Source organism: Chitinophaga varians (assembly GCF_014529945.1).
Lineage (GTDB): Bacteria > Bacteroidota > Bacteroidia > Chitinophagales > Chitinophagaceae > Chitinophaga > Chitinophaga varians.
On sequence record NZ_JACVFB010000056.1, the window covers coordinates 1 to 288 of the forward strand.

A 288-nucleotide genomic window follows, 5' to 3' on the forward strand; every position below is an offset into this window, starting at 1 on the left:
TGTCAAAAATATTATTGCCAATAGTTACATGCCGGCATCCATCGAGGTACACATTCACCTTACGGGAAAATGGCGGATACGTATTCGTATATATCATTCTGTTAGATGAAAACACCAGTGTATCTACGGAACGGGCGTACAGCAACGCATGGTCGAAATGCCTGAAGGTGTTCCCGGTGATACGGATGTTGTGATGATATGCCGGAGAGGCTGAATCTTTCGGAATAATAGAAGGTGTAATGGAAATAACTCCTTCTCCCCAGCGGGAGGTAAAACTGTTCTCAAAGT

The 288-nt window shown here is 44.1% G+C and carries 1 pseudogene; it reads right to left on the reverse strand.

The annotated features are described in order from the left end of the window. Nucleotides 1-288: pseudogene (locus ICL55_RS35025) on the reverse strand (hypothetical protein); the annotation flags it as partial.